Origin of the sequence: Streptomyces sp. NPDC047917 (assembly GCF_043204345.1) — a bacterium.
Taxonomy (GTDB): Bacteria; Actinomycetota; Actinomycetes; order Streptomycetales; family Streptomycetaceae; genus Streptomyces; species Streptomyces sanglieri.
Map to the genome: position 1 here is coordinate 799,154 of NZ_JBIDCA010000001.1, position 25,011 is coordinate 824,164.

The 25,011-nt window shown below is 71.4% G+C and carries 23 protein-coding genes; 15 read left to right on the forward strand and 8 right to left on the reverse strand.

What is annotated here, in order from left to right; translation table 11 throughout:
* Positions 1-81: 81 nt before the first annotated feature.
* Entirely contained in the window at positions 82-756 is a 675-nt protein-coding gene (locus ACGF8B_RS03545) for a response regulator (protein ID WP_392734336.1), read from the forward strand.
* A gap of 30 nt (positions 757-786) precedes the next feature.
* Here ACGF8B_RS03545 and ACGF8B_RS03550 read toward each other — a convergent pair whose 3' ends face one another.
* Positions 787-1,887, reverse strand: coding sequence for a DUF5937 family protein (locus ACGF8B_RS03550; protein WP_392734478.1), 1,101 nt, complete (start codon positions 1,885-1,887; stop codon positions 787-789).
* A gap of 105 nt (positions 1,888-1,992) precedes the next feature.
* On the opposite strand from ACGF8B_RS03550, the gene ACGF8B_RS03555 reads away from it, so the two are divergent.
* Entirely contained in the window at positions 1,993-2,343 is a 351-nt protein-coding gene (locus tag ACGF8B_RS03555; RefSeq protein WP_392734337.1) for a hypothetical protein, read from the forward strand.
* A gap of 27 nt (positions 2,344-2,370) precedes the next feature.
* On the opposite strand, the gene ACGF8B_RS03560 is transcribed toward ACGF8B_RS03555, so the two are convergent.
* Positions 2,371-3,666: a threonine aldolase family protein gene (locus ACGF8B_RS03560; protein ID WP_392734339.1), complete on the reverse strand. Its 1,296-nt coding sequence runs from the start codon at positions 3,664-3,666 to the stop codon at positions 2,371-2,373.
* A gap of 191 nt (positions 3,667-3,857) precedes the next feature.
* Here ACGF8B_RS03560 and ACGF8B_RS03565 point away from each other — a divergent pair, with 191 nt between their 5' ends.
* From ACGF8B_RS03565 to ACGF8B_RS03610, 10 genes are all read left to right on the forward strand, one after another.
* Positions 3,858-4,802 carry a Rossmann-like and DUF2520 domain-containing protein gene (locus tag ACGF8B_RS03565; RefSeq protein ID WP_392734341.1) on the forward strand — a complete coding sequence of 315 codons (945 nt, stop codon included), beginning with the start codon at positions 3,858-3,860 and terminating at the stop codon, positions 4,800-4,802.
* Between the two features lie 233 nt (positions 4,803-5,035).
* Entirely contained in the window at positions 5,036-5,962 is a 927-nt protein-coding gene (gene panC / locus ACGF8B_RS03570; RefSeq protein ID WP_392734479.1) for a pantoate--beta-alanine ligase, read from the forward strand.
* Positions 5,959-7,701 carry an L-aspartate oxidase gene (locus ACGF8B_RS03575; RefSeq protein ID WP_392734344.1) on the forward strand — a complete coding sequence of 581 codons (1,743 nt, stop codon included), beginning with the start codon at positions 5,959-5,961 and terminating at the stop codon, positions 7,699-7,701. Before panC ends, ACGF8B_RS03575 begins: the two co-directional genes overlap by 4 nt.
* Before the next feature lie 2 nt (positions 7,702-7,703).
* Complete coding sequence (gene nadC, locus ACGF8B_RS03580) at positions 7,704-8,741, forward strand: carboxylating nicotinate-nucleotide diphosphorylase (RefSeq protein WP_392734345.1); 1,038 nt, start codon at positions 7,704-7,706, stop codon at positions 8,739-8,741.
* Positions 8,741-9,538 (forward strand): type III pantothenate kinase, encoded by a 798-nt coding sequence (locus ACGF8B_RS03585; RefSeq protein ID WP_342284694.1) that lies wholly within the window; start codon positions 8,741-8,743, stop codon positions 9,536-9,538. The genes nadC and ACGF8B_RS03585 overlap by 1 nt, the downstream gene beginning before the upstream one ends.
* A gap of 139 nt (positions 9,539-9,677) precedes the next feature.
* Complete coding sequence (locus tag ACGF8B_RS03590) at positions 9,678-10,259, forward strand: hypothetical protein (protein WP_392734480.1); 582 nt, start codon at positions 9,678-9,680, stop codon at positions 10,257-10,259.
* A gap of 48 nt (positions 10,260-10,307) precedes the next feature.
* Entirely contained in the window at positions 10,308-10,487 is a 180-nt protein-coding gene (locus tag ACGF8B_RS03595; protein ID WP_392734347.1) for a hypothetical protein, read from the forward strand.
* 108 nt (positions 10,488-10,595) lie between these two features.
* Positions 10,596-11,084, forward strand: a complete 489-nt coding sequence (locus tag ACGF8B_RS03600) for a BlaI/MecI/CopY family transcriptional regulator (RefSeq protein WP_392734349.1) — start codon at positions 10,596-10,598, stop codon at positions 11,082-11,084.
* Positions 11,085-11,093: 9 nt separating this feature from the next.
* A complete protein-coding gene (locus ACGF8B_RS03605; protein WP_392734350.1) occupies positions 11,094-11,651 on the forward strand; it encodes an amino-acid N-acetyltransferase in 558 nt (185 codons plus the stop codon).
* A gap of 157 nt (positions 11,652-11,808) precedes the next feature.
* A complete protein-coding gene (locus tag ACGF8B_RS03610; protein WP_124719472.1) occupies positions 11,809-12,144 on the forward strand; it encodes an Lsr2 family protein in 336 nt (111 codons plus the stop codon).
* Here ACGF8B_RS03610 and ACGF8B_RS03615 read toward each other — a convergent pair.
* A complete protein-coding gene (locus ACGF8B_RS03615; RefSeq protein WP_392734352.1) occupies positions 12,123-12,728 on the reverse strand; it encodes an SCO3374 family protein in 606 nt (201 codons plus the stop codon). The genes ACGF8B_RS03610 and ACGF8B_RS03615 overlap by 22 nt on opposite strands.
* 428 nt (positions 12,729-13,156) lie before the next feature.
* On the opposite strand from ACGF8B_RS03615, the gene ACGF8B_RS03620 reads away from it, so the two are divergent.
* Entirely contained in the window at positions 13,157-15,685 is a 2,529-nt protein-coding gene (locus tag ACGF8B_RS03620) for an ATP-dependent Clp protease ATP-binding subunit (protein ID WP_342284700.1), read from the forward strand.
* Positions 15,686-15,779: 94 nt separating this feature from the next.
* Here ACGF8B_RS03620 and ACGF8B_RS03625 read toward each other — a convergent pair whose 3' ends face one another.
* Positions 15,780-18,992 (reverse strand): NACHT domain-containing protein, encoded by a 3,213-nt coding sequence (locus ACGF8B_RS03625; protein WP_392734356.1) that lies wholly within the window; start codon positions 18,990-18,992, stop codon positions 15,780-15,782.
* Positions 18,989-19,351 carry a trypco2 family protein gene (locus tag ACGF8B_RS03630; protein WP_392734358.1) on the reverse strand — a complete coding sequence of 121 codons (363 nt, stop codon included), beginning with the start codon at positions 19,349-19,351 and terminating at the stop codon, positions 18,989-18,991. The genes ACGF8B_RS03625 and ACGF8B_RS03630 overlap by 4 nt, the downstream gene beginning before the upstream one ends.
* A 452-nt stretch (positions 19,352-19,803) precedes the next feature.
* Between ACGF8B_RS03630 and ACGF8B_RS03635 the strand changes: the two genes are divergently transcribed.
* Positions 19,804-20,514 (forward strand): M23 family metallopeptidase, encoded by a 711-nt coding sequence (locus ACGF8B_RS03635; protein ID WP_392734360.1) that lies wholly within the window; start codon positions 19,804-19,806, stop codon positions 20,512-20,514.
* 19 nt (positions 20,515-20,533) lie between these two features.
* Here the strand turns inward: ACGF8B_RS03635 and ACGF8B_RS03640 are convergent, their stop codons facing one another.
* Positions 20,534-21,118, reverse strand: coding sequence for a TetR/AcrR family transcriptional regulator (locus tag ACGF8B_RS03640; protein ID WP_392734362.1), 585 nt, complete (start codon positions 21,116-21,118; stop codon positions 20,534-20,536).
* A gap of 128 nt (positions 21,119-21,246) precedes the next feature.
* Between ACGF8B_RS03640 and ACGF8B_RS03645 the strand changes: the two genes are divergently transcribed.
* Complete coding sequence (locus ACGF8B_RS03645; RefSeq protein ID WP_392734364.1) at positions 21,247-22,818, forward strand: MDR family MFS transporter; 1,572 nt, start codon at positions 21,247-21,249, stop codon at positions 22,816-22,818.
* A gap of 63 nt (positions 22,819-22,881) precedes the next feature.
* Here ACGF8B_RS03645 and cseC read toward each other — a convergent pair whose 3' ends face one another.
* Positions 22,882-24,306, reverse strand: a complete 1,425-nt coding sequence (cseC, locus tag ACGF8B_RS03650) for a two-component system sensor histidine kinase CseC (RefSeq protein ID WP_392734366.1) — start codon at positions 24,304-24,306, stop codon at positions 22,882-22,884.
* Positions 24,303-25,007 carry a two-component system response regulator CseB gene (gene cseB / locus ACGF8B_RS03655; RefSeq protein ID WP_124719464.1) on the reverse strand — a complete coding sequence of 235 codons (705 nt, stop codon included), beginning with the start codon at positions 25,005-25,007 and terminating at the stop codon, positions 24,303-24,305. Before cseB ends, cseC begins: the two co-directional genes overlap by 4 nt.
* Between the last annotated feature and the right edge of the window lie 4 nt (positions 25,008-25,011).

The following is a 25,011-nucleotide window of genomic DNA, read 5'->3' on the forward strand; positions in this document are numbered from 1 at the left end:
AACCTGGGATCCGCAGTACAGAACTTGGGATCCGGAGTACGGAACTCGGATCTGCGGGACAGACAGGAGACAGGACACCTCATGGCCATCCGCGTGATGCTCGTCGACGACCAGGTGCTGCTGCGCACCGGCTTCCGGATGGTGCTCGCCGCCCAGCCGGACATGGAGGTCGTGGCCGAGGCGGGCGACGGCGCGGAGGCGATCGAGAACCTCCGCTCCACCGCCGTCGATGTGGTGCTGATGGACGTACGGATGCCGAGGCTGGACGGTGTCGAGGCCACCCGGCGGATGTGCGCGGAGCCGGACGCGCCCAAGGTGCTCATCCTGACCACGTTCGACCTCGACGAGTACGCCTTCTCCGGGCTGAAGGCCGGGGCCAGCGGTTTCATGCTCAAGGACGTGCCGCCCGCCGAACTGCTCGCCGCCATCCGCTCCGTGCACAGCGGGGACGCCGTCGTCGCCCCGTCCACCACCCGCCGGCTGCTCGACCGCTTCTCCCCGATGCTGCCGAGCGGCAACAGCGAACCGCAGCACAAGGACATCGCCCGGCTCACCGAGCGCGAGCGCGAGGTGATGCTGCTGGTGGCCCAGGGCCTGTCGAACGGCGAGATCGCGGCGCGCCTGGTGCTCTCCGAGGCGACCGTGAAGACGCACGTGGGCCGCATCCTCACCAAGCTGAGCCTGCGTGACCGGGTGCAGGTCGTGGTCCTCGCGTACGAGACCGGACTGGTCCGGGCCGGCGGCGGGTCGGTCTGACCCGGGCCGTGCCCGGGGCGGCCCGGTGGTTCAGCGCAGGATGCCTTCGAGGAAGTCGCTGCCGAGCCGTGCCACCGAGGTCAGGTCCAGCTGGTGCAGTACGTACCGGCCGCGCCGCCGGGTGGTGACCAGGCCCGCCTTCTTCAGCACCGCCAGATGCCGGGAGACCTCGGGCGCCGTGATGCCGTGCGTGTCGGCGAGCTGGCCGGTGGTGTGCGGGGAACGGGCGAGGTGGCGGCAGAGCCGCATCCGCATCGGGTGGGCCAGCGCCTCCATGCGCAGCTGGAGCAGTTCCACGGAGGCGGGCGAGGGCAGCTCGGGCTGGTGCACCGGGTAGTGGATCACCGGGCGCCAGCCCGGCGCGTGCAGCAGGTTGAGGTGCGGCCAGCCGAAGGTGGACGGGATCAGGGTGAGCCCGGGGCCGACGGCGCTGGTCCGGCCCTCGCTCAGCTTGTCGGCGCTGATCCTGGTCCCGGCCTCGTCGACGGTCAGCGCCGTGGACACCGCGGCCATCGCCTCGCCGAGCCCCTTGCGCCGCAGCAGGTCGTTCTTGTGCCGGGCGTCGGAGGCCAGCTGGACCTGGACCCGGCACCAGGTGTCCGCGAAGAAAGCCCGGTCGCAGTCCTCGAACAGGCGCCGCACCCAGGCCCGTACCGGGGCCGGGTCGGCCAGCAGCTGCTGGGCGAACTCCACCTGCCGGGGGCCGCGCGCCGCCGCCATCTCCAGGGTGCGGGCGCGCATGGTCGGATCGGTGAGCGGGGAGGGCGCGCCGAGCCCGTACAGGCTGGTGCAGGTGAACTCCAGGGCGGCGGCGACGAACCGCTCGTCGTCCAGCCGGTCGAGGATGTCGAGGTCCTCGGCGAGGTTGGCGCCCGTCCTGCCGTTGCCGCCGCGGATCCCGGCGAACGGCATGAAGACGTCCGAGAACGTGTGGCGCCACAGGAAATCGGCCTCGTGCAGCCGGTCGGCGAGGTCCGGCTCCAGCGCGCTGGAGGTCGCCGTCGCCCAGCCGTGCAGGCCCGGGTGGTGTCCCGGTTCGGAGAGGGCATGCAGGGCCAGCCCCAGCTCGGCGAGGGGGGAGGTCTCGAAGACGATGCGGTCGGGACTCAGCCCGGCGATGTCGATGTGCACGCTCACCCCTCCATAGTGCGGGGTGACCGCGAAAGGCCCGGCGCCATTTGACGGGGCTCGTCAATCGGCGGGCGGGGCCGGCCGGGACCGGCCCACGCTGAGGCCATGGACGCCATTCAGCAGCACATGATCGACAGCTACCGCGCGGCCCAGCGCGGCGAGCTGCCGCCACCACTGCCGGGCCGGCACGACTGGGGCGTGGTGCGCGAGGCCCGCGAACGGCGCCGCTTCGACGCGGTGATCGCGGGCCGCCCGGCGCACGGCCGCGTGTGGGCGGCGCTCCGCTCCTTGCTCTGGAGGATCGGGAAGGCCGGGAAGCCCGGGAAGGCCAGTAGGTCCGGGGAGCTCGGAGAGTCGGGGGAGCCCGGGAAGCCGGGGAAGTCCGGGAAGCCGGGGGAGCCCGGGAAGTCTGGGGAGTCCGCGAAGCCGGGGAAGTGCCGCCCGTCCGGCGCCTGAGTACGGCACCGGCCCGGGCGACAGCCTTCAGACCAGCCGCTCCATGAACTCCCGCACCGCGTCCCGTACGTCGTCGGCGGTCCACCGCAGCCCCTCACGTCCCACCGTCATCTCGGTGAACGACGTCCCGGGCGGCCCGGCGGCCGCGGGGTACCACTTGCGGAAGAGCGAGACGCCCGTCTCCTCCGCCTGCCGCACCGCTGCCTCCGTGAGGACGTCCGCCCCGTACGGCAGCCACACCTGGAACTGATGCGTGTGCGGCGGCTCCGGATGCACCCGGAACCAAGGGGCGCCGACCGCCGAGAATCCCTCGGCCAGTGCCCCGGCCACCACCTTGGCCTGTGCCACGTACGAAGGCAGCTGCGGCAGCTCCTGATCGAGGCCGATGAGCGCCGCGAGCGCCGCAGGGAACTGCTGGAAGAGCTGCCCGCCGTAACGGTGGCGCCAGGTGCGGGCCTCCTCGATCAGCGAGGCGGGACCGGCGAGCGCGGCGCCGGAGATGCCGCCGAGGGTCTTGTAGAACGACACGTACACGCTGTCCGCGAGGGCCGCGATCTCCGGCAGCTCCCGCCCGAAGTGGGGGGCGCACTCCCACAGTCGCGCGCCGTCGATGTGCACCACCGCATCGCGTTCCCGGGCGGCCGCCACCACGTCCTGGAGCTCCTCCCAGGTCGGCAGGACGAAACCGGCGTCGCGCAACGGCAGCTCCAGCATCAGCGTGCCGAACGGCTCCTCGAAGTCACGGATCTCCTGCGCCGTGGGCAGCCGGGGCGCGGAGGTCGGGTGGACGGTGCGCAGCCCGCTCACCGCCCCCATCGCGCCGCGCTCGTGGACCTCGGGGTGGGCGAGCGGGTGCAACGCCACCGTGGGGTTGCCGGTCCGCCCGGCCCAGCACCGCAGCGCGACCTGCTGCGCCATCGTCCCGGTCGGGAAGAACGCGGCGGCCTCCGTGCCGAGCAGGCCCGCGATCCGTTCCTCCAGCTCGGCGACGACGCCGTCGCCGTAGATGTCGGCGGGGCGGTCGAGATCGGTGACGGCCCCGGCCCCGGCCGCCAGCGCGGTCAGCCGCTCACCGAGCGAGAGGTGCATGGGCGCCCGGACCAGGACCCGCTCGGCCGCGGCCCAGGCGTTGATCCGGCGCTGCCGCTCCGCTTCCTCCTGGTCCCCCTGCCCGTCCTGGTCCCCCTGCCCGTCCTGGTCCCCCTGAGCCTCCTGGTTCCCCGGCGATGCCTGGCCTCCCGGCGATGCCTGATCCCTCGGTAGTGCCTGCTCATCCGGTGATGCCGGCTGCGACTGCCTGTCGGTGTCTGTGGTGTCTGCCATGGCACGATCATCACGCAGCGTGCGGCCCGGGCCCGCACGATTTACGGGCGCTCACGGCCCGGGGCCGTGCGCCCCCGCCCGGACTTTTCCCACAGGCTGTGGACAGCCGAGGGTCCGGACGAAACGCTGGCGTAGCATGCAGAGAAATCGTCCGGTACCCCCCGCGGACTGGAACGGAAGGCCACCGCCGCGTGAATGCAACAGCCCCCCATGACCCCCTCGAAGCGAGGGACCGCCCCGCCCGCCTCACGGTCGGCGTCGTGGGCGCGGGCCGTGTCGGCCCCGCTCTCGCCGCGTCGCTCCAGCTCGCCGGGCACCGGCCGGTCGCCGTCTCCGGCGTCTCCGACGCGTCCGTGCGCCGGGCCGCCGCACTGCTGCCCGACGTACCGCTGGTCCCGCCCGCCGAGGTCCTCGCGCGCGCCGAGCTGGTGCTGCTGACCGTCCCGGACGACGCCCTGCCCGGCCTGGTGGAGGGCCTCGCCGAGACCGGCGCGGTGCGGCCGGGACAGCTGCTCGTCCACACCTCGGGGCGGTACGGGACACGGGTCCTGGACCCGGCGCTGCGGGCAGGCGCGCTCCCGCTCGCGCTGCACCCCGCGATGACGTTCACCGGCACCTCCGTCGACGTCCAGCGGCTGGCCGGCTGCTCCTTCGGCGTGACCGCCCCCGAGGAGCTGCGGCTGGCCGCCGAGGCGCTGGTCATCGAGATGGGCGGCGAGCCCGAGTGGATCGCGGAGGATTCCCGTCCGCTCTACCACGCGGCGCTCGCGCTCGGCGCGAACCACCTGGTCACCCTGGTCGCCCAGTCGATGGAGCTGCTGCGTACGGCCGGGGTCACCGCCCCCGACCGGATGCTCGGCCCCCTTCTCGGCGCCGCCCTCGACAACGCCCTGCGCTCCGGCGACGCCGCGCTGACCGGCCCGGTGGCCCGCGGTGACGCGGGCACGGTCGCCGCGCACATCGGCGAGCTGCGCAGGCACGCCCCGCAGACCGTGGCCGGATACGTCGCGATGGCCCGCGCCACCGCCGACCGCGCCCTCGCCCACGGCATGCTCAAGCCGGAGCTGGCCGAGGACCTGCTCGGGGTCCTGGCCGATGGCACCGCGGACGGCACCGGATCACAGGAGCCCCGATGACCGACACGACCGGCACCCCCCGCCCGGGTACGTCCGACGCTTCCCCCGCCGACCCGCCCGGCACCCCGGGGCCCGGCACCGCCGGCGCTTCCGGATCCGGCACCCCCGGCACCCCCGCCGCCCTGCCCGACGCCCCCGCCGCCCCGCCCCGTACCCCCCGCCCCGCCGCCCTGCTCCGTACCGCCGCCGAGCTCGGCGCGTCCGCCCCGCTCAAGGGGGTGCGGGCCGTCGTCATGACCATGGGCGCCCTGCACGAGGGCCACGCCACCCTGATCCGCGCCGCCCGCGCGGCGGCGGGCCCCGACGGCCAGGTGGTCGTCACCGTTTTCGTCAACCCGCTCCAGTTCGGCGAGGCAGCCGACCTGGACCGCTACCCCCGCACGCTCGACGCCGACCTCGCCGTGGCGGCCGCCGCCGGGGCGGACGCGGTCTTCGCACCCTCCGTCGACGAGGTCTACCCCGGCGGTGAACCGCAGGTCCGGATCTCGGCGGGACCCATGGGCGAGCGGCTCGAAGGGGCCTCGCGCCCCGGACACTTCGACGGCATGCTCACCGTCGTGGCCAAGCTCCTCCACCTGACCCGCCCCGACGTCGCGTTCTTCGGGCAGAAGGACGCCCAGCAGCTGGCACTGATCCGCCGCATGGTGCGCGATCTGAACTTCCCGGTGGAGATCGCCGGCGTGGAGACGGTCCGCGAGCCGGACGGCCTCGCGCTCTCCAGCCGCAACCGCTTCCTGGACGCCGAGGAGCGGCACACCGCCCTCGCCCTGTCCAAGGCCCTGTTCGCCGCCCGTGACCGGCTCGCCGCCCAGCAGGCGCTGCACGCCCGCGCGCAGACCACCCCGGCCACCACCGGCCGGGCCGCCGCGCTCACCGCGCTCGGCGAGGCCCGCGCCGCCGCCGACACCCAGGCGGTGGCCCTGGCCCGCCCGGTCGACGGGCCCTCGGCGGTACGGGCCGCCGCGCTGCTGATCCTCGACGACGCGGCGGCCGCACAGCCCCCGCTCGTCCTGGACTACCTGGCGCTGGTGGACCCGGCCGACTTCACCGAGCTGCCCGACGACCGCACCACCGGCGAGGCGGTCCTCGCCGTCGCCGCGAGGGTCGGCAAGACCCGGCTCATCGACAACATCCCGCTGACCTTCGGAGCCACCACGTGACCGGAATACGCCTGACCGCCCCCGCCCCCGGCTGGTCCATCGACGCCGACGTCGTGGTGGTCGGCTCCGGCGTGGCCGGTCTCACCACCGCACTGCGCTGCGCGGCCGCCGGCCTCGCCACCGTCGTCGTCACCAAGGCCCGCCTCGACGACGGCTCCACCCGCTGGGCGCAGGGCGGCATCGCCGCCGCCCTCGGCGAGGGCGACACCCCCGAGCAGCACCTGGACGACACCCTGGTCGCGGGCGCCGGCCTGTGCGACGAGGCGGCGGTCCGGATGCTGGTCACCGAGGGCCCCGACGCCGTACGCAGGCTGATCGGGACCGGTGCCCACTTCGACACCACGGACAGCGGCGACATCGCGCTGACCCGTGAGGGCGGCCACCACCGCCGCCGCATCGCCCACGCGGGCGGCGACGCCACGGGCGCCGAGATCTCCCGCGCCCTGGTCGAGGCGGTCCGCGAGGCCGCCCTGCACACCGTGGAGAACGCGCTCGTCCTGGACCTCCTCACCGACGCCGAAGGGCGTACCGCGGGCGTCACCCTGCACGTCATGGGCGAGGGCCAGCACGACGGCGTCGGCGCGGTCCGCGCCCCCGCGGTGGTCCTGGCCACCGGCGGCATGGGCCAGGTCTTCTCCGCCACCACCAATCCGGCGGTCTCCACCGGCGACGGCGTGGCGCTGGCGCTGCGCGCCGGAGCCGAGGTCTCCGACCTGGAATTCGTCCAGTTCCACCCGACGGTCCTCTTCCTCGGCGCCGGCTCCGAGGGCCAGCAGCCGCTGGTGTCGGAGGCGGTACGGGGCGAGGGCGCCCATCTCGTCGACGCGTCCGGCACCCGCTTCATGGTGGGGCAGCACGAGCTGGCCGAGCTGGCCCCGCGCGACATCGTCGCCAAGGCCATCACCCGGCAGATGGAACTGCACGGCACCCTGCACATGTACCTCGACGCCCGCCACTTCGGCGCCGAGATGTGGGAGCAGCGCTTCCCCACGATCCTGGCGGCCTGCCGCGCCCACGGCATCGACCCGGTCACCGAACCGGTCCCGGTCGCCCCCGCCGCGCACTACGCCTCCGGTGGCATCCGCACCGACCTGCGCGGACGTACCACGGTGCCCGGCCTGTACGCCTGCGGCGAGGTCGCCTGCACTGGTGTGCACGGCGCGAACCGGCTGGCGTCCAACTCCCTCCTGGAAGGCCTCGTCTTCGCCGAGCGCATCGCGGCGGACATCATCGAGGAGCGGCCCGGCGCGGGCCCCGCCGAAGCCGGCGACCACCGCGCGCCGTCCCCGCTGATCGCGCCGGAGGCCCGGTCCACGATCCAGCGGATCATGACCCGGGGCGCCGGAGTGCTGCGCTCCGGGGAGAGCCTGGACACCGCCGCCGACGAGCTGGAGGCCCTCCACGACAGCGCCGCGCTGGCGGTGGCGGCGGACGAGCCCAAGGTCGCGGTGCCCGGCGTCGAGGCGTGGGAGGTCACCAACCTGTTGCTCGTCTCGCGCGTCCTGGTCGCCGCCGCCCGGCAGCGCGAGGAGACCCGCGGCTGCCACTGGCGCGAGGACCGGCCCGAGCGCGACGACGAGAACTGGCGCCGCCACCTCGTCGTCCGGCTCACCCCGGAGCGTCTGCCCGTCCTCCGTCGGACGGAGACCGAGGCATTCGGGCCCGTAGGCCCCGCGCAGGCACCAGACTGCGCAGCAGCACCCCCCACCCACCCCGCCGACGTCACCGAGGAGCCGTAACCGTGAGCACGCCCGAAGAGAATCCGCGCCCCACACCCGTGGACGTACCGCTGGTCCGGATCGGCGCGCCCGCACCGTCCGAGGGAGGCTGCGGGGACGGCTGCGGCTGCGGCGGGGACTACGAGCTCGACCCGCTGGAGTGCGGCCTCGACCCGGACCTCGCCCAGCTCCTCGCCGACGCGGGCCTGGACCCGGTCCAGGTCGAGGACGTCGCGCACGTCGCCATCGAGGAGGACCTGGACGGCGGGGTGGACGTCACCACCGTCGCGACCGTCGCCGAGGACGCCGTGGCCACCGGTGACTTCACCGCCCGCGAGGCGGGCGTCGTGGCCGGTCTGCGCATCGCCGAGGCCGTCCTGTCCATCGTCTGCACGGAGGAGTTCGCGGTCGAGCGGCACGTCGAGGACGGCGACCGGGTCGTCCCCGGCCAGAAGCTGCTGACCGTCACCACCCGCACCCGCGACCTGCTCACCGGCGAGCGCGGCGCGCTCAACCTGCTGTGCCGGCTCTCCGGTATCGCGACCGCCACCCGCGCCTGGGCCGACGTGCTCGAAGGCACCGGCGCCAAGGTCCGCGACACCCGCAAGACCACCCCGGGCCTGCGCGCCATGGAGAAGTACGCGGTGCGCTGCGGCGGCGGCGTCAACCACCGGATGTCGCTGTCGGACGCGGCGCTGGTCAAGGACAACCACGTCATCGCCGCGGGCGGCGTCGCCGAGGCGTTCAAGCGGGTACGGGACGCGTTCCCGGACGTACCGATCGAGGTCGAGGTCGACACCCTCCAGCAGGTCCGCGAGGTGCTCGACGCGGGCGCCGACCTGATCCTGCTGGACAACTTCACCCCGATCCAGACCGCCGAGGCGGTCGCGCTGGTCGGCGGCCGCGCGGTCCTGGAGTCCTCGGGCCGGCTGTCCCTGGACTCCGCCCGTGCCTACGCAGAGGCGGGCGTCGACTACCTGGCCGTCGGGGCGCTCACCCACTCCTCGCCGATCCTCGACATCGGCCTGGACTTCCGCGACACCGACGGGGCCGACGCCTGATGCTGCTCACCATCGACGTCGGCAACACCCACACCGTCCTCGGCCTGTTCGACGGCGAGGAGATCGTCGAGCACTGGCGGATCTCCACCGACTCCCGCCGCACCGCCGACGAGCTGGCCGTGCTGCTCCAGGGCCTGATGGGCATGCACCCGCTGCTCGGCATGGAACTCGGCGACGGCATCGAGGGCATCGCGATCTGCTCCACGGTCCCGGCCGTCCTGCACGAGCTGCGCGAGGTGACCCGCCGCTACTACGGCGACGTCCCCGCAGTCCTCGTCGAGCCGGGCATCAAGACCGGGGTGCCGATCCTGATGGACAACCCGAAGGAGGTCGGCACGGACCGCATCATCAACGCGGCCGCCGCCGCCGACCTGTACGGCGGTCCGGCGATCGTCGTCGACTTCGGCACGGCCACCACCTTCGACGCGGTCTCCGCCCGGGGCGAGTACACCGGCGGTGTCATCGCCCCCGGCATCGAGATCTCGGTCGAGGCGCTCGGCGTCAAGGGCGCCCAGCTCCGCAAGATCGAGCTGGCCCGGCCGCGCAGCGTGATCGGCAAGAACACGGTCGAGGCGATGCAGTCGGGCATCATCTACGGCTTCGCCGGCCAGGTCGACGGCGTCGTGGCCCGGATGAAGAAGGAACTGGCGGCCGACCCGGAGGACGTCACCGTCATCGCGACGGGCGGCCTTGCGCCGATGGTGTTGGGGGAGTCCTCCGTCATCGACGAGCACGAGCCCTGGCTCACCCTGATCGGACTGCGTCTGGTGTACGAGCGGAACGTGTCCCGGATGTAGCGGACACCGGCCGTACCTGCGGGAACGGCCCGCGGTGGCGGTGCGCCGCCGCCGCGCCGCCGACGGCCAGTTAAGCGGATTTTGTCCATTTAGCACGTATTGTCGCGTTATGCCCACGCCATACGGATCACGCGGCGGCATGGCGTTCAGCGCGGACGAGCTGCGGGTGCTCCGACGTGCCCTCGCCATCGCCCTCCATCCCATGCCCCTGCCGGACGAGGACGTCCAGGACTGCCTGCGGCTGGCCGACGCGGTGGACGAGGCGGTCGGCGAGGCGGGACGGCTGCGTACGTTCCTCCTCGCCGACCTCGTCCGCTACCGCAACGCCCTCCCCGGCTCCGTCAGCGGCTACCTGGAACTGCTCCAGGACGCCCTCGCGGGCGGGTACGACCCCGGCCCCGACGACCTCGCCGCACTGCGGGCGCTGCGCCACCGGCCGGTGGCCGCGGCGCTCCTGGAGCGCTGTCAGGTGCTCGCCGAGCGTTCGGTCCGCGCCCGCCTCGCCGGACGCGCCGTGCCGGTGCAGGCGCCCGCGCCGCGCAGCAGGCTGCTCGCCCTGCCCGGCGGCCGGGCCGCCGACGCCGAACCCGAACGGCCCAAGACCCCGGCGGAACCCGCCCGGCCCACCCGGCCGGCCGGCCGGCCCGCGCCGAAGCCCTCGGAGGTCTTCCCGCCCCGCCGCCGCCCGGTCCCGCCGCCGCAGCAGCGCGCCGCGGGATAGCGGAGGGGCGGCGCGGAAGCCCATATCCGCCTCGCTACTCTGGACGGCATGGACTACGTATCCGCGCTCGTTCCCCCCGTGGTGATGGCCGTCTTCTTCATCGGCCTCGTCGTGACGATCGTCAAGAGCCAGGGCGGTCCCAACAAGGCCAAGGAGGACGCGGCCGTGGATCTGGCGATCGGCCGCGCCGAGTCGGTCCAGCAGACCCCGCGCGCCGACGGCGCCTGAACCGGCACCCCGCGGCACACGAAGGGCGCACGGCTCCTGAGGAGCCGTGCGCCCTTTTGCCGGATCAATAAACCGGTCATTCCGGTCATGTGGCACTAAAGTGACATTGTGCCCCGCCAATTGGGAGATCTGGAAGACGCCGTGATGACACGGGTCTGGCAATGGAACCGTCCGGTCACCGTGCGGGAAGTCCTTGAGGACCTTCAGCGGGAACGCTCCATCGCCTACACCACCGTCATGACGGTAATGGACAATCTCCATCAGAAGGGCTGGGTGCGCAGGGAAGTCGACGGCCGCGCATATAGATATACGGCGGTCTCCACCCGCGCCGCCTACTCGGCCGCACTGATGAACGAAGCATGGTCGCGCAGTGACAACCCGGCGGCCGCTCTTGTCGCCTTCTTCGGCATGATGTCCGCCGAGCAGCGCGAAGCCCTCCAGGACGCCATGCGGATCGTTCAGCCCAACCTCTCCGGGACCTCCGAGCCGCAGTCCGGCGAACCCGCCGGCGAACCGGCCGGCGCGGCGGGTGGGGAAGCAACCGGCGAAGCGGTCGGAGATCCGGCCGATGGGGCGGGCCCGGAGGCCGGGCGATAGCGTCGGGGTATGTCCTCAGAGCTTCCCCATGCCGATTCCCGTACCGAACCACCGGTCATAAACACGGCCATCACAGTCCGACGGGCCAGGACCAGCGATGTGGCATCGGTCCGCCGTCTCCTCGACGGGTACGTACGCGAAGGCATCCTGCTCGACAAAGCGACCGTGACGCTTTACGAGGACATCCAGGAGTTCTGGATCGCGGAACGCGACGAGGACGCCCGGGTCATCGGCTGCGGGGCACTGCACGTGATGTGGGAAGACCTCGCCGAAGTGCGTACTCTCGCGGTCGACCACAGCATCAGGGGCGCCGGAGTCGGCCATCAAGTGCTGGACAAGTTGTTGCAGACCGCCCGCTGGCTGGGCGTACGGCGGGTTTTCTGTCTCACCTTCGAAGTCGACTTCTTCGCGAAGCACGGCTTCGTGGAGATCGGAGAGACGCCGGTCGACGGAGATGTCTACAGTGAGCTGCTGCGTTCCTATGACGAGGGTGTAGCAGAGTTCCTGGGCCTCGAACGGGTGAAGCCGAACACCTTGGGCAACAGCCGGATGCTTCTGCATCTGTGACAGCGATCTGTGACCGTCACAAGAAACCGGAGCCCTATGTCCGAATCGCGCATGTTTCCCGCGTTCCAGCGATCCTGAACCTCTCCCGGGGGTTTGTGTTTTCCGGGGAAAAGCGGTTTCCTTTCCGCGTACTGCATTTTCGATGAAAGGGAATCCAGTGGCACAGAAGGTTCAGGTCCTTCTTGTCGATGACCTCGACGGCGGCGAGGCGGACGAGACGGTCACGTTCGCTCTCGATGGCAAGACGTACGAGATTGACCTCACGACGAGCAACGCGGACAAGCTCCGTGGTCTTCTTGAGCCGTACACCAAGGGTGGCCGGCGTACGGGTGGCCGCGCCGCGTCCGGCCGTGGCAAGGGTCGCGCCGTTGCGGGTGGCAACAAGGACACTGCCGAGATCCGTAAGTGGGCCCGCGAGAACGGCCACAATGTGAATGACCGCGGCCGTGTACCCGCGGAGATCCGCGACCTTTACGAGAAGGCCAACGGCTGAGCTGTCGACGCATCCGTCGACGGCCCCGTTCGGGCACGCATCAACCGGGCCCGGTGGCATTCCGTAGCCACCGCGTCCACCAGCCGTACGAGATCGGGAGCACCCCCACCCCTGCTCCCGAGGCCGGCGAGGGCCGGGAATTCCGACCCTTCCTCGTGTCGAAGCCCGGGGGGCCGCAGCCATGCAGCGGTCCCCGGCCGGCCCGCCATCCGTCCGGGCGGCACCGGCGCGGTGATCCGGCCGCCCGCGCCGATGGCGGTCAGGGAGAGGGCGACGCCGCCCCACTCCAGCCAGTCGAGCAGCCCGGGAAGCTCGTCGGCGCTCCCCGCCGCGACCAGCAGGCTCATCCGCGCCCCCGACAGCGCCACGGGCCCCGTACGGTCCAGCCGCCGCAGCGCCGCGTGGCCGGCGGCCGCGGGAACCTGGAGCACGTCGAACCGGAGCCCGGTCAGCAACCGCACCGGTGCGGTCCCCGCCGTCGCCCAGCCGAGTTCGCGTTCGTACCACTGCGCCCAGCGGGCACAGTCGCCGCTCTCCCGCTCGCCGGTGACCGATGGCGCGGGGTACGGGACGGTGATGGCCATGCCGGAAGAACGGCCCGGACACCCCCAGGGTTACGCAGAGTCCGCGAGCGGGTGCGCGATGTGTCCGGGATGGGGGTGTAGGGGCGTATTCGGGAGCGGCAATATGTTCGCCCGTAGCGGAGGGAACCGGCGCGCGCCGCATGGACTGTCTGTAATTGCGGGTAGGACATCCCTAGTGGGGAGGGGCGACACGCAGGTTCGGGCATCTCACGTTCGCCATCGGCGTACTGGCGAAAGGGGTATCTGCCTGGCCTGCGGGAACATCGTCTCGCACCATCGGGTTGGAGAAGTTGTCGGCGTTCGGGGCAGGAGGCCAAGGACGGTGTCGGCAGTTGGAATGAGCGGTCCCCGCTTGCGGGACTAAGCTGCGGAAGGACAGGGAGGGGACCGACCCCTTACTGCCTGACCGCTCTGAGGAGCGATTAACGATGTTCGAGAGGTTCACCGACCGCGCGCGGCGGGTTGTCGTCCTGGCTCAGGAAGAAGCCCGGATGCTCAACCACAACTACATCGGCACCGAGCACATCCTCCTGGGCCTTATCCACGAGGGTGAGGGTGTCGCCGCTAAGGCCCTGGAGAGCCTCGGGATTTCGCTCGAGGCGGTCCGCCAGCAGGTGGAGGAGATCATCGGCCAGGGCCAGCAGGCCCCGTCCGGGCACATCCCCTTCACGCCCCGGGCCAAGAAGGTCCTGGAGCTCTCGCTCCGCGAGGCCCTTCAGCTCGGCCACAACTACATCGGCACCGAGCACATCCTGCTCGGCCTGATCCGCGAGGGCGAGGGCGTCGCCGCCCAGGTCCTCGTGAAGCTGGGCGCCGACCTGAACCGGGTGCGGCAGCAGGTCATCCAGCTGCTCTCCGGGTACTCGGGCAGCAAGGAGGCGGCGACCGCGGGCGGCCCCGCGGAAGGCACGCCCTCCACGTCCCTGGTGCTCGACCAGTTCGGCCGCAATCTCACCCAGGCCGCTCGCGAATCCAAGCTCGACCCGGTCATCGGGCGCGAGAAGGAGATCGAGCGGGTCATGCAGGTGCTGTCCCGCCGCACCAAGAACAACCCGGTCCTCATCGGCGAGCCCGGCGTCGGCAAGACGGCGGTCGTCGAAGGACTGGCGCAGGCCATCGTCAAGGGCGAGGTGCCCGAGACCCTCAAGGACAAGCACCTCTACACCCTCGACCTCGGCGCGCTGGTCGCCGGCTCCCGCTACCGCGGTGACTTCGAGGAGCGCCTGAAGAAGGTCCTCAAGGAGATCCGCACCCGCGGCGACATCATCCTGTTCATCGACGAGCTCCACACCCTCGTGGGTGCGGGTGCCGCCGAGGGCGCGATCGACGCCGCCAGCATCCTCAAGCCGATGCTGGCCCGTGGCGAGCTCCAGACCATCGGCGCCACCACGCTCGACGAGTACCGCAAGCACCTGGAGAAGGACGCCGCGCTGGAGCGCCGCTTCCAGCCCATCCAGGTCGCGGAGCCGTCGCTGCCGCACACCATCGAGATCCTCAAGGGTCTGCGCGACCGCTACGAGGCCCACCACCGCGTCTCCATCACGGACGAGGCGCTGGTCCAGGCCGCGACGCTGGCCGACCGGTACATCTCGGACCGCTTCCTGCCGGACAAGGCGATCGACCTGATCGACGAGGCCGGTTCCCGGATGCGCATCCGCCGGATGACCGCGCCGCCGGACCTCCGCGAGTTCGACGAGAAGATCGCCGGCGTCCGCCGCGACAAGGAGTCCGCGATCGACTCGCAGGACTTCGAGAAGGCCGCGTCCCTGCGCGACAAGGAGAAGCAGCTCCTCGCCGCGAAGACCAAGCGCGAGAAGGAGTGGAAGGCCGGCGACATGGACGTCGTGGCCGAGGTCGACGGCGAGCTGATCGCCGAGGTCCTGGCCACCGCCACCGGCATCCCGGTCTTCAAGCTGACGGAGGAGGAGTCCTCCCGTCTGCTGCGCATGGAGGACGAGCTCCACAAGCGCGTCATCGGGCAGAAGGACGCCATCAAGGCCCTCTCGCAGGCGATCCGCCGTACGCGGGCCGGCCTGAAGGACCCGAAGCGCCCCGGTGGCTCGTTCATCTTCGCCGGTCCGTCCGGTGTCGGTAAGACGGAGCTCTCCAAGACGCTCGCCGAATTCCTCTTCGGCGACGAGGACGCGCTGATTTCCCTCGACATGTCGGAGTTCAGCGAGAAGCACACGGTTTCCCGCCTCTTCGGTTCGCCCCCCGGTTACGTGGGTTACGAAGAGGGCGGCCAGCTCACCGAGAAGGTGCGCCGCAAGCCGTTCTCCGTCGTCCTCTTCGACGAGGTCGAGAAGGCCCACCCCGATATCTTCAATTCCCTGCTCCAGATTCTGGAGGACGGTCGCCTGACCGACTCCCAGGGCCGGGTCGTGGACTTCAAGAACACGGTCATCATCATGACGACCAACCTCGGGACGCGGGACATCTCGAAGGGCTTCAACCTGGGCTTCGCCGCCCAGGGCGACGTCAAGACCGGCTACGAGCGGATGAAGAACAAGGTCAACGAGGAGCTCAAGCAGCACTTCCGGCCCGAGTTCCTCAACCGTGTCGACGACACGGTCGTCTTCCACCAGCTCAGCCAGGAAGACATCATCCAGATCGTCGACCTGATGATCGCCAAGGTGGACGAGCGTCTGAAGGACCGCGACATGGGCATCGAGCTCAGCGGTGAAGCCAAGACGCTGCTCGCCAAGAAGGGCTACGACCCCGTGATGGGCGCCCGGCCGCTGCGCCGGACGATCCAGCGCGAGATCGAGGACATCCTCTCCGAGAAGATCCTCTTCGGTGAGCTGCGCCCCGGTCACATCGTGGTCGTCGGCACCGAGGGCGAGGGTGAGGAGAAGACCTTCACCTTCCGCGGCGAGGAGAAGTCGGCACTGCCCGACGTCCCGCCGATCGAGCAGGCCGCGGGCGGCGCGGGCCCGAACATGTCGAAGGACGTGTGAGGACGCCTCCGAGCGCCTGAGCAGTAATCGAAGGGGATGCCCCGGACCGTGCGAAACGGTCCGGGGCAGCCCCTTTTTTTCGGTGTGTGGAGGGTCAGGGGGAGGGAGCGGCGCCCACGACCGTCGCGGAGCCGGCCACTCTCACCTCACAGCCGGGCAGCGCCCGGACCGGCGAGATGTCGATGTGTTCGACATGTCTGGGCGGAAGCAGCGTCAACGACCTCAGAGCCGGGAAGACCCGGGGGATCCATTCCAGCCCGAGCACATCGGTCTCCAGGTAGAGGCCCAGATCGGCGAGGGAGAACACGGGCTGTTCGTCGGCGAACTCCGTCGCGGACGACAGGGACAGGGTGAGGTGGGCCACCCGCGGAGCCTGCCGGAGAGCGGCGAGCAGCGGCCGGGCCGGGGTGCGGGTGCTCAGTCCCAGCCGGCGCAGGTTCGTCCAGCCGTCGAGCGAGTCGATCTCCAGCGAAGCCGTCCGCTCGATCTTCAGCGAGTTCGGCTCGGGATGGGCGGGCAGCTGGGAGAGCCGTTCGACGGTCAGGTGGTCGAGCCACAGGGAGCGTAGTTGTCTCGAAGCCGTGGCGGCCAGTGCGGTGCCGGGGAGACAGCTCATGTCCAGCACGACATTCTTCAGCGCGGGGAGTCCGGTGAGCGGGCCGAGGTCCCGTACGCCGTGACAGTCGCTCAGCGAGAAGGTTCTGAGCTGCGTGGCGCAGTCCGTCAGGAACGAGAGGTCGGTCAGACGGGAGTTCCGCCGGAAGGTCAGTTCGGTCCATGGGCCGTCGTGCAGAGCGGGGTGGAGGTCGGCGGCGGTGAAGTCCCCGGCGATCTCCAGGCCCTTGACGGACGGCAGGTCGCGCAGTGCCGCCAGCTTCTCCGGGGTGTCGATCCGCAGATCGCCGTACGCCAGGTCGAAGAGGGCAAGGACCTGCCGGGCGTATGCCCGCACCGGGTACCTGTCCCAGCGCTTCGTGAACGCGTAGCTGTGTTCCGGGTGGGCCAGTGCCCAGCGGCGGGCGTGCGGCAGGCCTTCCGCCCGGCCGACTTCGTTGATCAGGTCGACGAACGGGCGGGACCCGTCCCCGTCGGCCACGTGGGCCGGGTCGGGCAGATGGTCCAGAGCGGCCGGGCCGAGGCGGGCCAGCAGCTGTACGCCCTCGTAGTTCCTCGGCGGGAAGAGTTCGGTGACGGCCGTGCGGACCCGGTCCCGGGTCGTCTCGTCCAGCCAGGTCGCGTGCTGGGCGCAGAGGGCGGCCAGGACGGTGAGCTCGTCCCGGGTGACGGTGTCGGCGGGGCCGGGCCGCGTGTCCAGCAGACCGTTGACCAGTACGGGGTGTTCGCGGCGGCCGCAGTGGCCGGCCGACAGCAGGATGACGTCGTACCACTGCTGGGAGCCCGCCCGGCCCAGCAGTTCGTGCAGCTGGTCGCCCTCGACGAACTCCTTCGCGGCGAGGAAGTCCTGGAAGGTGCGGTGGGCGAACTGGTAGATGTCGTCGGCGCGTTCCTGGAGGACCCCGCTGCGGTTCAGCAGATGGTTCAGGATCGCCTCGGGCGAGCCCTGGCCGCGCAGCCGCTCCATGCCGGGCAGAGCACGTTCCAGCTGACGCAGTGCCGCTGAGCGGTGCAGCTCCGACTGGCCGCCGCGGACCAGCCAGATCGCGATCCGCTGGAGGAGCTGGGCCTGCTCCTCCACGTTCATGGTGATGCCCTCGGGGGCCTCGATCCGGCGCTGCTTGTCGCGGTCGCCGAGCAGCATGGTGAGGGCCGAGTCGTACAGGCTCCAGCGGGTCTCCGGCAGGAGGCCCTGGCGTCGGCGGTGCAGGGCGCAGATCACCGCGCAGAGCAGTGGCGTACGGGCCAGATCGCGCAGGGCCGGGTTCTGGGCGAACTGCTGGACCAGGTCCCGTTCCAGCCTGCCGAGCGTCTCGTGGTCGTCGTCGTCCAGCCGGGCGGCCCGGTGCCAGGCGGCGACGAAGGCCTCGATGTCCCGGTCCCCCATCGGCAGCAGCCGCAGCTCCTCGAAGCCCTGGGAGTCCAGCCAGCCCGGCTCGACGGCCAGCGGGCGCACCGTGGCCACGCAGCGGACGCCCGGGTACCGGTCGAGGAGCCGGGACAGCCACTCGTGGGCCTGCTCGCGGTCGTCCCGCGGGACCTCGTCCAGGCCGTCGACCAGCAGCAGCGCCCGGCCGGACTCCAGGACCCGGCCGACCCAGCCCTCGGGGGCCGTGTCGATCACCAGCCGGGCCGCGTCGGGCAGCTGCGCGGGGGCGGGGAACGTACCGCCCCGGGCGCGCAGGGTGCGCAGTGGCACGACGAACGGGACCAGGCCGTTGAGCGGGGCGAGCCGCGCGTCCAGCGTGCCGGCCGAGGCGTGGGCGGCCAGCCACCACAGCAGTGTGGTCTTGCCGGCGCCGGCCTCGCCGCGCAGCAGTACCCGGGGGCGGTCGGGGAGCAGCGCGTCGATCCGGGTGGGCGGCAGCCCCGCGCGCCCGGGGCCCTGCTGGGCCTCCAGGCTCAGGTACGCGGTGTCCAGGTCCCATTCGGAGTCGCGCCGGCCCAGCTCGTCGAGGCCGAAGATCTTCGTGCGGCGGTACGCGGCTCCGAGCGCCGTCGCGTACTCCTCCTCGTACCGCGCGTCCCTGGGGAAGTGGCCGTGCACCCGCTCGTGGCGCAGTGCCGTGCCGGTCTGCCGGTAGACCAGCTCGAACGGTTGCGAGGCGACGAGCGGGGCGAGCGGTACGCACTCCACGCGCCGGCCGCCGCGCTGCCGGGGGATCTGCCGGGCGATGCCGATGAGGATGTTCCCGGCGAAGACCGGGCCGCCGGACATGCCGCGCAGCGACGGGGGCTCCCGGTCGTTTCCCGGCGGTGGCGGGCCGTCCAGCTCGCAGACCAGCAGTCCGCGCAGGTGCCCGGCCATCGGCAGGACGGTGGCCGTGTACTGGTCGGCCTCCAGGCGCCCGTCGGGGCCGTACCGCTGGATGTCGGGGAAGCCGGTGATCTCGCAGCCGGAGAGCGCCTGCTCGGCGTGGAGGACGCCGAGCCGTACCGGGGTGAACGGGAGCACCGGGGCGGCGGTCAGCAGGAGGGCGGCGTCGAGGTCGTGGTCGATCCAGGCGACGGTCGCCGGCCGGAGGTCCGGCAGGCGCGGGTGGGCGACTTCGGCGCGGCCGCCGCCCTTGACCACATGGGCGCAGGTCAGCACGAGCCGGTCGGTGAGCAGGGTGCCGCTGCCCTGGACCGTTCCGGCGCCGAGGACGACGACGGTGCGTGTCGCGGGTGCGGCGGGTGGTGCGGTGCTCACGGCCGGGGCGCCCCGGCGCCGAAGTGCGCGGTGCTGCCCGGGTCCTCGTGGCCGATCTGCCAGGGTCCGCCGGTCGCGGCGTCGCGCGGTTTCAGGGTGAACGCGACCTTGTGGGTGCGGCCGGTCGCGCGGGAGGCGTCGGCGCCCGCCTCGACCACCCAGGCCTTGACCTTGCCGCCGCCCTTGATCTCCTTGCGGAGTTCGAGGGTGAACTCCATCTGGATGTCACCGACCTCGAAGGCCACGGGGCGGCCGGTGGCGCGGCCCGCGGCGTCGATGAGCTGGTTGCGGATCGACTCGACGGCATCGGCGAGCTCGATGCCGTCCATGTCGCTGGTCCCTGCGCCGTCAGTGGCCATGGCCTGCCCCCCGGAGTGGTCGTCGGGTCAGCCTAAGGGCTGCGCACAGGCCGAAGGTCCCGAAACGGACGGGCTTCGGGGCCGTCGGCGGTGACAAGGCGCACAGCCCGATCCGGGCCTACTAGGGGCGGTAGGAGGGGTGGTCGTGATCGTGTCGGGGACCTTCGGCCCGGCGGTGGAGGGGGCATGCGGTGCGGGTGGGGATGGCGCCCGTGATGCCAGGATCTGTCCGGTTCGAGCGGTTTGGAACTGGGGTTAAACCTGGCCGGAACAAGGGTTTCGACGGGTTCGGAGGCGGGTCGACGTAAACCCGTCGCGGCGAATTCCCGAGGCGACGACTACGGCATTTGTTCGTAGATGGGGTGTTTGAGCAATGGCCGGGGTGCGGGTTACCAAGGGATGGCCAGCCCGGCGAAGTGCCGGGTCCAGTCATCTCCGGAGGTTCTCCGCATATGTCGAAGCGCGTTTCGTTCCAGCACTCCCGCCGCCCGTCCCTGTCCCGTGTCCGTGGCGCCGTCGTGGCGGCCGGTCTGGGGACGTCGATGGTTCTCGGTGCGGGCGCTGCGTTCGCGGCCGGCACCGCGGGCGCCCCGGATTCGGTGAACCTGATCGACGCCGGCACGGCCGACTCGGTCGCCCGGCAGGCGGCCGTACAGGGCAAGGCCGCCGAGAAGGCCGCGGTCAAGAAGGCGGCGGCGGTCAAGAAGGCGGCCGCGGCGAAGAAGGCGGCCCTGAAGAAGGCGCACGGCTGGGAGGCCCCGGTCGGCCGCTACGAGCTGAGCGCGAGCTTCGGCAACGACGGCAGCCGCTGGGCCCACAAGCACTCCGGCCAGGACTTCGCCGTGCCGGTCGGCACCAAGGTCGAGGCCGCGCACGGCGGCACCGTGGTGAAGGCCGGCCCCAACGGTGGCGGCGACGGTCCCGCGTACGGCAACGCCGTGGTGATCAAGCACGCCAACGGCACGTACTCGCAGTACGCCCACCTGTCGAAGATCGAGGTGCGGATCGGCGAGGCCGTGAAGACGGGCGAGAAGATCGCGCTCTCCGGCAACACCGGCAACTCCAGCGGCCCGCACCTGCACTTCGAGATCCGGCACACCGCCGACTACGGCTCCGCGGTCAACCCGGTCGGCTTCCTGCACAAGAAGGGCGTCTCGGTCTGATCCGGCCGGGGCGGCCCCGCTACCCGGCGAATTCCACGCCGTGTGCCCGGGTGACCAGTTCGAAGGCGACTTCGAGGACGGCCTTGCGCTTCTCCTCGGGGTCGCCTTCGCGGTCCTTGATGGTGAACATGCCGGCGTGCATCGTGAAGAGCGCGGTGGAGCAGCGCACCTGATCGGACAGCGAGGCATCGGGTTCGATGAACAGGTCGACCAGTGCCATGACGCGTTCCTTGACGGTCTTCCCGATGCTGAGGTCGCGTACGGCCGCCTGGTTCTCCTGCATGAAGCGGAACAGCGGGGCGGCGGCGGCCAGGGCGTCGCTGTAGCGGACGAGGATCTCCTTCTTCGTCTCCAGCGTGCGCGGCTGTTCCCTGCCCCAGGCGAGCAGCTCCTCGACCGGACGGTTGAGGTCCTCGAAGATGCTGACCAGGATGTCTTCCTTGGTCTTGAAGTGGTAGTACAGCGCCGCCTTGGTGACGTCCAGCCGCTCGGCGATCTCACGGAGCGAGGTCTTCTCGTAGCCCTGTTCGGCGAAGAGCTCCAGAGCGACGTCCTGAATGCGCTGGCGCGTGTTTCCACGGCGCTGCTGCGGCGTGCTCCCCATGAAGCTCTCCTTTGCTACAAACTTACTTGACGCCCGGCTAGTTAGGGGTCTACTTTCCCCAGTGTAGTTACTAGCCGGGCGGCAAGTAAGTGCCCGGCCCGCACAGGGGATCAGGGGAGTGGGGACCAATGTCCGATCTGAAGAACGCGGTCGGCGGGAAGGCGGCCGTCGCCGGCCGTCCGGCGGAGAAACCCGGGACGCCGCAGCGCAGCGTCCGGGTGGTGATGCTCGCGCTGATGATCACGATGCTGCTGGCCATGCTGGACAACCTGATCGTCGGTACGGCCATGCCGACCATCGTCGGTGACCTCGGCGGCCTGGAGCACCTGTCCTGGGTCGTCACCGCGTACACCCTGGCCACCGCGGCCTCCACCCCCATCTGGGGCAAGCTCGGCGACATGTACGGGCGCAAGGGCATCTTCCTCACGTCCATCGTGATCTTCCTGATCGGCTCGGTGCTGAGCGGAATGGCCCAGGACATGGGCCAGCTGATCGGCTTCCGGGCGGTCCAGGGACTCGGCGCGGGCGGCCTGATGGTCGGCGTCATGGCGATCATCGGCGACCTCGTACCGCCCCGTGAGCGCGGCAAGTACCAGGGCATGATGGCCGGCGTCATGGCCATCGCCATGATCGGCGGACCGCTGGTCGGCGGCACCATCACCGACCACCTCGGCTGGCGCTGGAGCTTCTACATAAACCTGCCGCTGGGCGCGGTCGCCCTCGCCATGGTCACCATCGTGCTGCACCTGCCGAAGCGCAAGGCCGCAAAGGCCAAGGTCGACTACCTCGGCGCCGGGCTGCTGACCCTCGGCATCACCGCGATCGTCCTGGTGACCACCTGGGGCGGTACGGAGTACGACTGGAACTCCGCCATGATCATGGAGCTCTCCGCGATCGGTGTCGCCTCGCTCGTCGGCTTCCTCTTCGTCGAGACGAAGGCGGCAGAACCGATCATGCCGCTGCACATCTTCCGGAACCGCAACTTCACCCTGATGTCCGTGGTCGGCTTCATGTCCGGCTTCGTGATGTTCGGTGCGGTGCTCTTCCTGCCCCTGTACCAGCAGTCCGTCCAGGGCGCCTCGGCGACCAACTCGGGTCTGCTGCTCCTGCCGATGCTGCTGTCGATGATGGTCGTCTCGCTCGTCGCGGGCCGGGTCACCACCAGCACCGGCAAGTACAAGATCTTCCCCGTGGTGGGCTCCGTACTGATGGCGACCGGGCTGTTCCTGCTCTCGCGGATGGACGTCGACACCACGCGGTTCACCTCCGGCGTCTACATGGCGGTGCTCGGCGCGGGCATGGGCTTCCTGATGCAGATCACGATGCTTGTCGCGCAGAACAGCGTCGAGATGAAGGACATGGGTGTCGCCTCCTCCGCGACGACCCTCTTCCGTACGCTCGGCAGCTCCTTCGGGGTCGCGATCATGGGCGCGCTGTTCACCGGGCGGGTGCAGGACGAGATGGCGGCCCGCGGCGGCGGCGCGGCCACCGAGAAGTCCGCGCAGCTGGACGCGGCGAGCCTGGCGAAGCTGCCGGAGGCGGCCCGTGAGGCGTACCAGTTCGCGGTGTCGTCCGGCACGCACATCGCGTTCACGGTGGGCGTCGTGGCCGGGCTGACCGCCCTGTTCGCCTCGGTCTTCGTCAAGGAGGTGCCGCTGCGCGGCGCGGGCCCGGCCACCAATCAGGCCGAGTCCGTCTGATCCACGGCGGTGTACGAAGGAGGCTCCCCGGGCGCGCCCCGGGAGCCTTTCGTCGTATCCGGCTCAGGCGCCGGCTCGCCCGCGGCCGGACTTCACGCCCTTCACGCCCTTCACGCCCTTCGCGCCCTTCGCGGCGCCGCCGTCGTCGTCGCCGTCGCTCGGACTCCGCTGCTCGGACACCTGGAGCATCGGGAAGCTGCCGGTGTTCGTCGGCGCGTGCTCGGGCAGCCACAGCACCGCGATCGCCCCGTTCGTCCCCGGCGCCGCCCCTTCCGGCGCCGCGTTGCGGAAGGTCAGCCGGGCCCCGAGGACCCGCGCCTGACCGGCGGCGATCGTCAGACCGAGACCGTGCCCGTGCCCGGCCCGGTCACTGCTCCCGGTACGGAACCGGCTCGGCCCCTCCCGCAGCAGCGCCGCCGGGAACCCGGAGCCGTGGTCGCGGATCCGTACCACCCGGCCCTCGACCGTGACCTCCACCGGGGTGGCTCCGTGCTTGGCGGCGTTGCCCAGCAGATTGCCGAGGATGCGCTCCAGCCGGCGCGGATCGGTGTTGACCCAGGACTCGTGGACGACCCGCACCCGCACATCCGGGTCCAGCAGCGCGATCCGCCGGCTGACGAACTCGCCCAGCGCGATCTCCTGGAGCTCGGCCCGCTCCGAGGCACTGTCCAGTCGGGCCACCTCCAGCACGTCCTCCACGAGCGTGCGCATCGCCTGCGCCCGGTCCCGTACCAGCTCGGTGGGGCGGCCGTCCGGCAGCAGCTCGGCCGCCGTCAGCAGACCGGTCACCGGCGTACGCAGCTCGTGCGCGATGTCCGCGGTGACCCGGCGCTCCGCCTCGATCCGCGCGTTCAGCGCGTCCGTCAGCGCGTCCACCGCACCGGCCAGCTCGTCGGTCTCGTCCTGGACGACACCGCCGACGGCCTCCCGGACCCGTACCTCGGTGTTGCCCTGCGCGACCCGGCCCGCCGCTGCCGCCGCCTTGCGCAGCCGGCGTGACAGCTGGCCGCCGATCAGCACGCCCAGCGCACAGCCGCCGAACACCACCGAGACCGAGCCGATGATCAGCGCCCGGTCGAGATCGCGCATGATCGTGGAGCTGCGGCCGGCGAACCGGGTGTGCAACGAGAGCACGTCGCCGTTGCCGACCGGCACGGCCGCCCACACGTCGGGCACGCCCTTGGCGGTCTCCTCGACATGGGTGGCGCGCCGGTTGCGACCGGTCTCCGTGCGCAGGCTGCGCGGCATCGTCGGATCGTTGAGCTTCGCGCCGAACCGGGGGTCGGTCTTCTTCGTCTTCGTCGCCTCGTACAGCAACTGCGCGTACGTCAGCCGCTCCAGCTGGACCTCGCGGGCGTTCTCCAGCATCGAGACCCGGGCCGCGTTGTGGACGACGAAGCTGAGCGCGACCGCGGTCAGCGCGCCGACCGCCGCGATCGCGATGCTGATCTTCCAGCGGACTCCGGTCCGCAGGGCGGGCCGCTTCATGGCCTGAGTTTGTAGCCGAAGCCGCGGACCGTCTCGATCCGGTCCTGGCCGATCTTGGTGCGCAGCCGCTGCACATGGACATCCACGACCCGGGTGTCACCGCCCCATCCGTAGTCCCAGACCCGCTCCAGGAGCTTGTCGCGGGAGAGCACCGTGCCGGGCGCCGCGGAGAACTCCAGCAGCAGCCGCATCTCGGTCGGGGTCAGCGCCACCTGCTCGCCGGCCCGGTGGACCGCCATGCCCTCGGTGTCGACCTCCAGATCACCGAAGACCAGCACCCCGCCGACCGGCTGCGGCTCCGGCTCCCCGATGCCCGGCCGCCCGCCCGTGGCGTGGCCGAAGCGGCGCAGGACGGCCCGGATCCGGGCGACCAGGACCGCGCCGTCGAAGGGCTTGGTGACGTAGTCGTCCGCACCGGCCTCCAGGCCGAGCACCACGTCGATCGAGTCCGCGCGGGCCGACAGCATGATCACGGGCACCGTCGACTCGTCGCGGATCCGCCGGCAGAGGCTCACCCCGTCCAGCCCCGGCACCATCACGTCGAGCAGGGCGATGTCGGGGCGGTCGGCCCGGAACGCCTCCAGCCCCGACAGACCGTCGGGCATGGCGGTGACCGCGAAGCCGTCGCGCTCCAGCGCCAGCTGGGTGGCCTCGCGGATGACATCGTCGTCCTCGACGAACAGGACGTGGGTCTCGGCCATCAGA

Bases quoted from the DNA above. Each gene is read 5' to 3' on its own strand.
- ACGF8B_RS03545 (WP_392734336.1), top strand. From the start codon at position 82: ATGGCCATCCGCGTGATGCTCGTCGACGACCAGGTGCTGCTGCGCACC.
- ACGF8B_RS03555 (WP_392734337.1), top strand. From the start codon at position 1,993: ATGGACGCCATTCAGCAGCACATGATCGACAGCTACCGCGCGGCCCAG.
- ACGF8B_RS03560 (WP_392734339.1), bottom strand. From the start codon at position 3,666: ATGGCAGACACCACAGACACCGACAGGCAGTCGCAGCCGGCATCACCG.
- panC (WP_392734479.1), top strand. From the start codon at position 5,036: ATGACCATGGGCGCCCTGCACGAGGGCCACGCCACCCTGATCCGCGCC.
- ACGF8B_RS03585 (WP_342284694.1), top strand. From the start codon at position 8,741: ATGCTGCTCACCATCGACGTCGGCAACACCCACACCGTCCTCGGCCTG.
- ACGF8B_RS03590 (WP_392734480.1), top strand. From the start codon at position 9,678: ATGGCGTTCAGCGCGGACGAGCTGCGGGTGCTCCGACGTGCCCTCGCC.
- ACGF8B_RS03595 (WP_392734347.1), top strand. From the start codon at position 10,308: ATGGACTACGTATCCGCGCTCGTTCCCCCCGTGGTGATGGCCGTCTTC.
- ACGF8B_RS03605 (WP_392734350.1), top strand. From the start codon at position 11,094: ATGTCCTCAGAGCTTCCCCATGCCGATTCCCGTACCGAACCACCGGTC.
- ACGF8B_RS03615 (WP_392734352.1), bottom strand. From the start codon at position 12,728: ATGGCCATCACCGTCCCGTACCCCGCGCCATCGGTCACCGGCGAGCGG.
- ACGF8B_RS03620 (WP_342284700.1), top strand. From the start codon at position 13,157: ATGTTCGAGAGGTTCACCGACCGCGCGCGGCGGGTTGTCGTCCTGGCT.
- ACGF8B_RS03630 (WP_392734358.1), bottom strand. From the start codon at position 19,351: ATGGCCACTGACGGCGCAGGGACCAGCGACATGGACGGCATCGAGCTC.
- ACGF8B_RS03635 (WP_392734360.1), top strand. From the start codon at position 19,804: ATGTCGAAGCGCGTTTCGTTCCAGCACTCCCGCCGCCCGTCCCTGTCC.
- ACGF8B_RS03640 (WP_392734362.1), bottom strand. From the start codon at position 21,118: ATGGGGAGCACGCCGCAGCAGCGCCGTGGAAACACGCGCCAGCGCATT.
- ACGF8B_RS03645 (WP_392734364.1), top strand. From the start codon at position 21,247: ATGTCCGATCTGAAGAACGCGGTCGGCGGGAAGGCGGCCGTCGCCGGC.
- cseC (WP_392734366.1), bottom strand. From the start codon at position 24,306: ATGAAGCGGCCCGCCCTGCGGACCGGAGTCCGCTGGAAGATCAGCATC.
- cseB (WP_124719464.1), bottom strand. From the start codon at position 25,007: ATGGCCGAGACCCACGTCCTGTTCGTCGAGGACGACGATGTCATCCGC.